Genomic DNA, 6,689 nt, shown 5'->3' on the forward strand with positions numbered 1-6,689 from the left:
CCCGGGAGGGTTCGCGCTCGGCAGGGGGCTCGCGGCGTGGGAGGGCCGGCGGTGGCACGACGGGTTCGGACGGCGCCGGTGTGTCGATGAAGCGCGTCACCCACGCGGCCCCCAGCGCGAACAGCAGGAACAGCCCCAGGCTCAGGCCGGGGATGAGGAACCAGCGGACGAGGGTGCGGTGCGAGGACATGGGCCGGGAGCCCGCGTGTCATACCCGCCTCACGGGAGGCCGTGAAGCGGGGATGCACGCGAGCGCCCGAGGCTACGGATACACCTCGCGACGGGACGTGGTCGTCGTGGTCGTCGGAGGCGGCACCACCGCCCCTTCCGCGCGGATGCGCTGCTTGCGGCTGACGCCCAGCGTGGCGCCGAGCACCGCCGAGACAAGCCCCAGCAGGAGCCCCGCGAAGATGCCCCAGAAGACGCGGCCGGAGCGGTCCGCCACCTTCAGAGCGCCCTGCTGCACCTGCTCGCCCACCTGACCGGCCTTGCCCTTGGCCTGGTCGATCTGCTGCTCCACTCGGGTGGCCACGCCCTCCGCGTCCTGGCGCGACAGCTTGGTGTTCTGCGCGATGTTGCTCACCAGCAGCTCGCGGTCCACGCGGCCCTGGCGCACGCCCTCGGTGACGATGTCCTTGGTCGCCGCCTCCAGCTGGTTCGCGGTGATGGCGGGCTTGCCCTCCGCTTGCAGGCGCTGGTTCACGGGCCCGAGCGCGTCATTGGCATCCAGACCGAACGCCTTCGCCGCGCCGCCGCCTTCCGACACGGCGCCCACCGCGGCGGATCCGCCCGCGCTCACCGCCGTCTTGCCCACGTTGAACACCGCGCCCAGCACGTTCGACAGCAGCATGCCCACCAGGAAGACACCCACGAGCGTCGTCAGCCCCCAGAGCACCGCGCCGTGCAGCGCGCCTCCCGCCTTGTCCACGATGCCCGCGCTGCGCGCGGCCACCATGCCGCCCACGAAGAGCGCGACCAACGGGACGATGACGCTCCAGATGCCGGTGAAGATACCCGCGGACTTCGCGCTCCCCGCGTTGGCCGGATCCACCGACGACAGACCCAGCGCCAATCCCAGCGTGTAGAGCAATATCCAGACGCCCAGCGCGACGAAGGTGCCACCGAAGATGGCCCCCCAGCTCAGCTTGTACGCACTGCCCGGCACCGCTGGAATCATGCCGGCGCGTTCGCTCTCGACAATGGCTGCCATGGGACTCCACCCTCGCTTTCCGTGTGTCGCCCGGGCCGCGTGTGTTGGGGCACGGCCAGGACGTACGTGTCTGGGTGAAGGTGTGCACCGGGGAAGCCACTTCATTTCACCGCCCCACGGCCGCCCCGCCCGGAAGGGTGGGGTGGACGGCCGGGTGGCCTCAGCGCAGGCCGAGCGCGTCGAGGAGCAGTGCCTCGCGCGCCACCACCGGCTCGCGAGGAAGCACGTCCGTGCGGTAGCGCGCGACGAGCGCGGGCAGGGCCACCGGGCTGCCGTCGCCCAGGCCGCTCCAGGCGGCGAGCAGCCCCAGGACATGCTCGGGAGGCCGGCCGCGCGCCCGCAGCTCCGCGAGCGCGAACGCCCCGTCGCGCTTCGCCAGCCGCTTGCCGTCCTCGCCCATCACCAGCGGCACGTGGAGGAACGCAGGGGCGCTCAGGCCCAGCGCGGAGTAGAGCTGGAGCTGCCGGGGCGTGGAGGGCAGCAGGTCATCCCCACGCAGCACGTGGGTGATGCCGCTGGCCGCGTCGTCCACCACCACCGCGAGCTGATAGCTGGCCACGCCGTCATTGCGGCGCACGACGAAGTCCCCCACCAGCGCCTGCACGTCCTGGGCTTGGGGGCCCATCAGCTCGTCCACGAAGCGCACCTCGCCCGCGCGTGCGCGGAAGCGGTACGCGGGGGCGCGCGTGCGGGAGCGCTCGGAGATCTGCCCGGCGGTGAGGTGCGCGCAGGTGCCGGGGTAGCGCGGGCCTTCGTCGGACAGGCCGTGGGGGGCGCTGGCCGCGCGGGCGATCTCCGCGCGCGTGCAGAAGCACGGGTAGATGAGCCCCTCGCGCTCCAGCCGGTCCTGGGCCTCGCGGTAGAGGCTGTCGCGCTCGCTCTGCACGAGCGGCGGTTCGTCCCAGTCCAGGCCCAGCCAGCGCAGGTCCTCGTAGAGGTCCTGGAGGAACACGGGGCGGCAGCGCGCGCGGTCCAGGTCCTCGATGCGCAGGAGGAACGCGCCGCCCGCGGCCCGGGCCTGGAGCCAGCCCAGGAGCGCGCTTCTCACGTTGCCCAGGTGCATGCGGCCGGTGGGGCTGGGGGCGAAGCGTCCTCGCATCGTGGGCGGCACCATAACTTCCCCGCCCCGCCTGTGTGCTGGGAGAGAATGCCCCGCCGCTTCCTTCCGTTCCCAGGGATGTGACTCCGTCCATGCGCTTCCTGCACTGCTCCGACGTCCACATCACCGAGGACTACTTCGCCCTGCCGCTGCGCAAGCTGGGCTGGCGCCGCTGGGTGGCGCTCGTCGAGTTGACGGCGGGTGGCCGGGCGAAGGCCTACCGCAACGCGCAGGCCACGCTCTCCGCCATCGCCCGCGAGGCGGGCACGCACGGCGTGGACCACTTCATCCTGTCCGGCGACCTCACCGCCTACGCCCTGGAGGGCGAGTTCCGCGCCGCTCGCGCCGCGCTCAGCCCCCTGGCCCCGACGCCCGCGCGCTGCACCGTCATCCCCGGCAACCACGACGTCTTCACCCCTGGCGCCGCGCGCAGCGGCCGCTTCGCCCAGCACTTCGGGGACCTGCTCGGAAGCGACCTGCCCGAATACCGCCGCGAGGGCGCGTTCCCCTTCGTGCGGCTGGTGGGGGAGGGCGCCGCGGTGGTGGGCCTGTGCTCCGCGCGCCCGCTGCCCACGCCCGGCCTGTCCTACGGAAGCGTGGGGGAAGCGCAGCTCGAAGGCCTGGCGGCCCTGCTGAAGGACGCCCGGCTGGACGGCCGCGCCATCCTCGTCGTGGTGCATCACGCGCCTCGGAGCTCCGCGAACCACGCGGACGGCTGGCACCACGGGCTGCATGACGCGGACGCGCTCCTGAAGCTCCTGCCGGGCCCGCGCTTCGCGGTGCTCCACGGCCACATCCACCAGCGCTACCACCACCCGGCCACCGCGGACCGGCCGCACCTTTTTGGCGCGGGCTCCTCCACCCAGGCGGGGAAGGAGGGGTACTGGCTCATCGAGGTCCAGGACGGCGTCGTGGTGGGCGGAACGAAGCACGTGCCGGTGCTGTGACAGTTCCGTCCGGCGGCGGTACAAGGGGCGCACATGACCCCGGCGCCTACGTCCCCACCCACTGAGTTGTCCCTGGACGAGTACCGCTTCCTGCGCCAGCTGGGGCGCGTCACGGACGACCTGCTGGAGGAGAGCCTCCGGGAGCGCGAGACGCTCACCCAGTGCTTCCGGCGCTGCTTCCCCACGCTGCTGAAACAGCTGGGCGCGCGCGGCATCGCGGTCACCACGCGCGACGAGGAGCTGGTGGAGCAGACCTGGAGCGAGGGCGACTGGGGCGGCGTCTTCGCCGGGGGCCTCATGGCGGGGCCCGTGGGACTGAGCGTCCACGACACGGGGACGCTGCTCACGCAGACGCTGGACGTGGCGGGCTCACCCGTGGGCACGCTGGGCGTGCTCTTCGCGGGGCCGCCGGGCGACGCGGGAGTCACCGCCCGGCGCCTGCGCGCGCTGGACGTGGTGGCGGAGGAGCTGGACACGGTGCTGATGCTCGTCCACACCGCGTCGGAGAAGCACCAGCTCATCCTCCAGTGCAACGAGCACCTGGCCAACCCCGTCTTCGAGGCGGGCATGGACCACGCGGTGCGCACGCTGGCGCAGCGGGTGCGGCTGCCGGGCTTCCTGTTGCTGTACCGCGACGCCGTGCAGCCGCACGTGCTGCACTACCGCACGTACCGCCACGGACAGCTGGAGTACGAGAGCGGAGAGCAGCCCAGCGCCCCGCTGGAGACGCTGCTCAGCCAGCACGGGACGCGGCTCCTGCACGGGGACGCGGGCGTGCTCAAGCGCCTGTTCGACGGGCGCACCACGGAGGCGGTGCTCATCTCCGCGGCCACTCGCAGCGAGCCCCTGGGCAAGATCGTCGTCTGGAGCAACGAGGGCTTCTCCGCGTACGCGATGGACCTCATCCGCGTGCTGGCGTCCACGCTGAGCCAGCGCCTGCTGGACTACAACCGCGAGCGCATCCACCTGTCGCAGTTCTTCCCCACGGGCGCCATCGACGCGCTCCTGGAGGACCCGGACTACGCGCGGCACCTGCGCGCGCAGGAGCAGGAGGTGGGCATCCTGTTCGCGGACATCAACGGCTTCACCCGCATCTGCGAGCAGGGCTTCGACAGCCCGCGCAGCATCGGCCGCTTCGTGGACGAGTGGAGCGCGCGCGCCGTGGACTGCATCTGGGCGCACGGCGGCGTCTTCGACAAGATGGTGGGTGACTGCGTCATCGGCCTCTTCGGTCCGCCCTTCTTCCAGACGGACCGCGTGCGCCGCGCGGAGGCCGCCGTGCGCGCCGCGCAGGACATCCAGGCCTTCACCGCGGAGTTGAGCGCGCGCGAAGAGGTGGCCGCGCTGTGCCGGAAGGTGAAGCTGCCGGGGCTGGGCGTGGCGGTGGGCGTGAACCTGGCCACCGCGAACTGCGGCCTCTTCGGGCCCAACCGCAACTACACCGCGTTCTCCAGCGGCATGAACCAGGCCGCGCGCCTGCAGTCGCTGGCGGCCTTCCGCGAGACGCTGGTGATGGAGAGCGTGCACGAAGCGCTGAAGCAGTCGCAGGAGCCCTTCGTGCGCAAGCTCCAGTTCGGCCCCCTCACGGAGACGCCGGTGAAGAACGTGGCCCAGCCGCTGCGCCACTACCGGCTGTCGCCGTAGCGCGACCCGGGCTCGGAGCCCGGCCGGGCCGAGCGCGTGTCAGGCCAGCAGGTGCGTGCCCGCGTAGCGGCGCGAGAAGTGGATCCACCGGCGGTCGTCCACCTCCACCTGCCACTCGCTGTTGGGCGTCAGCGGCAGGCGCTGCTTGAGGAAGCTCTCCAGGTGGTCCGCCGCCTTGATGGGCGTGAGCCCCGGCGCGCGGAACGCGATGTGGAGCGTCACGTCCAGCGACGGCGCCACGTCCACCGATGCACAGATGCGCAGGGGACCCACGCGCCGCTGGTACTGCGTGTCCGATGCAGGCCACGCGGCGGAGCCCTCGGGCTGCGGAGGGGCCTGCTCGAGCCAGTTGTCGGGGATCAGGATGAAGTCGAGCAGGTTGCTGCTCGCCTCTTCCACCGTGCCGTGCTCCTGGATGGAAAGCATTGCCCACCTCCGCCAGAGAAGCCGTTGGGGTTGCGTGGAAGCCGTCTTGAAGAATGTGCCCACGAGCCCACCCCACGCAAGGGCCCATGAACATCCGGCTGCTGCCCACATCCGTGACGCACATGTGAGCGGGGGCGCATGCTAGCGCGGCAGGGTGACACCGCGGGTCGGGTGGTGTGCCGCGCGACCCCGCACGTTGCTCAGGACGCGACGGGAAGGGAGCGGCGGGGCTTGCGCTCCACGGCGGCCTTGAGCTGGCCGCAGCCCGCGTCGATGTCGATGCCGCGACGCTGGCGCACCGTGCTGGGCACGCCGTGCGACGTGAGCACGTCCTGGAACGCACGCACCGCGTCGGGGACGCTGGGCCCGCCGTCGTAGCCCACCGTGGGGTTGAGCGGGATGACGTTCACGTGCGCGTCCATCCCGTGCAGCAGCTGTCCCAGCGTGTGCGCGTGCTCCGCGGTGTCGTTGCGGCCGGAGATGAGCGTCCACTCGAAGAAGATGCGGCGCTTGCGCTTCGCCACGTAGTAGCGGCACGCGTCCATCAGCTCGTTGAGCGGCCAGCGGCGGCCCGCGGGCACCAGCGCGGCGCGCTCCGCGTCCGTCGCGCCGTGGAGGCTCACCGCGAGCTGCACCGGACGCGCCTCGTCCGCGAGCCGGAGGATGCCGGGCACCACGCCCACGGTGGACAGGGTGATGAAGCGCGGCGCCAGCGCCAGGCCCTTGGGGTCCACGAGGATGTCCACCGCGGCCATCGTGTGCTCGTAGTTGTGCAGGGGCTCGCCCATGCCCATGAGCACGATGTTGCGCAGGCTCTCACCCTGCGCGCGCAGCACGCGCGTGACGTGGAGCACCTGGCCCACGATTTCGCCCGGCGTCAGGTGGCGCGACAGGCCCATCTGGCCGGTGGCGCAGAAGACGCAGCCCATGGCGCACCCGGCCTGCGTGCTCACGCACACGGTGGCGCGGCCCTTGAAACGCATCAGCACCGTTTCGATGGTCTGCCCGTCGTGCAGGCGCAACAGCAGCTTGTGGGTGAGCCCGTCGCTGCTGAAGCTCTCGTGGTGCGTGGCGAGCACGCCCAGGTGCGCGCGCTCCTGGATCACGGCCTGGAGGTCCGGCCGCAGCCCCGTCACGTCGCCCGGCGCCGTCACCCCGTCGCGGTACAGGCCCGTCCACACGCGCTCGCGGTACTGGGGGCTGAAGCCCCAGCTGGCGAGCCGCGCGTCCAGCGCGGGGCGGGGCAGGTCGTAGAGGTTGACGGTGGCGTCCGGCATGACGGGACCTGGGATAACACACCCGGCGCTGACGCACCCGGGCCCGCCGGGCTGGGGGGCCCGGGTGCGTCAGCGCCGGGTGTGTT

General features: G+C 72.2%; 6 protein-coding genes and 1 pseudogene. 2 read left to right on the forward strand and 5 right to left on the reverse strand.

Going from position 1 to position 6,689, the window contains the following annotated elements; genetic code table 11:
* The 3 genes and pseudogenes from D7W81_RS38685 to gluQRS form a co-directional block, all read right to left on the reverse strand.
* Positions 1–190 (reverse strand): annotated as a pseudogene (locus D7W81_RS38685) (AgmX/PglI C-terminal domain-containing protein); the annotation flags it as partial.
* A gap of 72 nt (positions 191–262) precedes the next feature.
* Positions 263–1,210 (reverse strand): hypothetical protein, encoded by a 948-nt coding sequence (locus D7W81_RS38690; protein WP_120560364.1) that lies wholly within the window; start codon positions 1,208–1,210, stop codon positions 263–265.
* A 160-nt stretch (positions 1,211–1,370) separates the two neighbouring features.
* Positions 1,371–2,309, reverse strand: coding sequence for a tRNA glutamyl-Q(34) synthetase GluQRS (gene gluQRS / locus D7W81_RS38695; protein ID WP_167508145.1), 939 nt, complete (start codon positions 2,307–2,309; stop codon positions 1,371–1,373).
* 92 nt (positions 2,310–2,401) lie between these two features.
* Between gluQRS and D7W81_RS38700 the strand changes: the two genes are divergently transcribed.
* Together D7W81_RS38700 and D7W81_RS38705 are read left to right on the forward strand one after the other, a co-directional pair.
* Positions 2,402–3,256, forward strand: a complete 855-nt coding sequence (locus tag D7W81_RS38700) for a metallophosphoesterase family protein (RefSeq protein ID WP_120560366.1) — start codon at positions 2,402–2,404, stop codon at positions 3,254–3,256.
* Positions 3,257–3,289: 33 nt separating this feature from the next.
* Entirely contained in the window at positions 3,290–4,900 is a 1,611-nt protein-coding gene (locus D7W81_RS38705) for an adenylate/guanylate cyclase domain-containing protein (RefSeq protein WP_120560367.1), read from the forward strand.
* A 39-nt stretch (positions 4,901–4,939) separates the two neighbouring features.
* Here D7W81_RS38705 and D7W81_RS38710 read toward each other — a convergent pair whose 3' ends face one another.
* Together D7W81_RS38710 and rlmN are read right to left on the reverse strand one after the other, a co-directional pair.
* Positions 4,940–5,326, reverse strand: coding sequence for a hypothetical protein (locus D7W81_RS38710; protein ID WP_120560368.1), 387 nt, complete (start codon positions 5,324–5,326; stop codon positions 4,940–4,942).
* Between the two features lie 200 nt (positions 5,327–5,526).
* On the reverse strand, positions 5,527–6,603 hold the full coding sequence (gene rlmN / locus D7W81_RS38715) for a dual-specificity RNA methyltransferase RlmN (RefSeq protein ID WP_120560369.1): 1,077 nt from the start codon (positions 6,601–6,603) through the stop codon (positions 5,527–5,529).
* Positions 6,604–6,689: the final 86 nt, after the last annotated feature.

Source organism: Corallococcus aberystwythensis, assembly GCF_003612165.1.
Classification (GTDB): Bacteria; Myxococcota; Myxococcia; order Myxococcales; family Myxococcaceae; genus Corallococcus; species Corallococcus aberystwythensis.

Excerpts from the sequence above, each read along its gene's own strand:
- D7W81_RS38690 (WP_120560364.1), bottom strand. The coding sequence starts at position 1,210 with ATGGCAGCCATTGTCGAGAGCGAACGCGCCGGCATGATTCCAGCGGTG.
- gluQRS (WP_167508145.1), bottom strand. The coding sequence starts at position 2,309 with ATGCGAGGACGCTTCGCCCCCAGCCCCACCGGCCGCATGCACCTGGGC.
- D7W81_RS38700 (WP_120560366.1), top strand. The coding sequence starts at position 2,402 with ATGCGCTTCCTGCACTGCTCCGACGTCCACATCACCGAGGACTACTTC.
- D7W81_RS38705 (WP_120560367.1), top strand. The coding sequence starts at position 3,290 with ATGACCCCGGCGCCTACGTCCCCACCCACTGAGTTGTCCCTGGACGAG.
- D7W81_RS38710 (WP_120560368.1), bottom strand. The coding sequence starts at position 5,326 with ATGCTTTCCATCCAGGAGCACGGCACGGTGGAAGAGGCGAGCAGCAAC.
- rlmN (WP_120560369.1), bottom strand. The coding sequence starts at position 6,603 with ATGCCGGACGCCACCGTCAACCTCTACGACCTGCCCCGCCCCGCGCTG.